We start from the raw sequence: 1,294 nt of genomic DNA, 5'->3' as shown, positions 1-1,294 counted from the left end.
CTGCTGGCCGCGACGCTGCTGGATCGGCTCGGGCTTCGCATTCGGATCGGGCTCGAAGCCCGCGATCACTTCACGCGGAATCTCGCGCTTGATCAGCCGTTCGATGTCGCGCAGCAACTGCTTCTCGTCGACGCACACGAGCGACACGGCTTCGCCGGTCGCGCCTGCGCGACCCGTGCGGCCGATGCGGTGCACGTAATCCTCGGGCACGTTCGGCAGATCGAAGTTGACGACGTGCGGCAGCTGATCGATGTCGATCCCGCGCGCGGCGATGTCGGTCGCGACGAGCACCTGCAGCGTGTTGTTCTTGAACTCGGCGAGCGCGCGCGTGCGGGCCGACTGGCTCTTGTTGCCGTGGATCGCCATCGCGCTGATGCCGTCCTTGGTCAGCTGTTCGGCGAGCCGGTTCGCGCCGTGCTTCGTGCGCGTGAAGACGAGCACCTGGAACCAGTTGTGCTCGCGGATCAGATGCGTGAGCAGTTCGCGCTTGCGATCGCGGTCGACCGGATGGATCTTCTGCGCGACCGTCTCGGCCGTCGTGTTGCGGCGCGCGACCTCGATCAGCGCCGGCGAATCGAGCAGGCTGTCGGCGAGCGCCTTGATCTCGTCGGAGAACGTCGCTGAGAACAGCAGGTTCTGGCGCCGCGGCGGCAGCTTCGCGAGCACGCGCTTGATGTCGTGGATGAAACCCATGTCGAGCATCCGGTCGGCTTCGTCGAGCACGAGGATGTCGAGATCCGACAGGTCGATCGTCTTTTGCTGCATGTGATCGAGCAGGCGGCCCGGCGTCGCGACGACGATGTCGACGCCGCGCTTGAGCGCATCGATCTGCGGATTGATGCTGACGCCGCCGAACATCACGGTCGAGCGCAGCTTCAGATACTTGCTGTATGCACGCACGCTTTCCTCGACCTGGGCGGCGAGTTCGCGCGTCGGCGTGAGGATCAGTGCGCGTACCGCGCGCTTTGCGCTGCGATGCTCGGTGTAGAACGTGTGCAGGCGCTGCAGGATCGGCAGCGTGAAGCCTGCGGTTTTGCCGGTGCCGGTCTGCGCGCCGGCGAGCAGATCGCCGCCGCCGAGGACTGCAGGAATGGCCTGCTGCTGGATCGGGGTCGGCGACGTGTAGCCGAGCTCGTTGACCGCCTTGACGAGCGGTTCGGCCAGGCCGAGAGATTCGAAAGACATAGATACCACGCTTGAGTTTTATGATCGGCGATGCGCGCCGCGCGGCCCGCGCGGGGAAAACCGGCATCGCCAAAAGCAAAAGGGCGCGGCCGCGGTTTCCCGCAGCCGC

The 1,294-nt window shown here is 65.8% G+C and carries 1 protein-coding gene; it reads right to left on the bottom strand.

The genetic code is table 11. The features are described 5' to 3' along the window. Positions 1–1,185 (bottom strand): DEAD/DEAH box helicase (locus tag HMPREF3115_RS12075; RefSeq protein ID WP_070554539.1); only part of this gene is annotated, 1,185 nt, incomplete at its 3' end. Between the last annotated feature and the right edge of the window lie 109 nt (positions 1,186–1,294).

The sequence above is a fragment of the Burkholderia sp. HMSC10F09 genome (genome assembly GCF_001806955.1).
GTDB classification, from domain to species: Bacteria; Pseudomonadota; Gammaproteobacteria; order Burkholderiales; family Burkholderiaceae; genus Burkholderia; species Burkholderia multivorans.
Note: the sequence above shows the minus strand (reverse complement) of the source record. Positions and strands in the feature narration are given on the sequence as shown.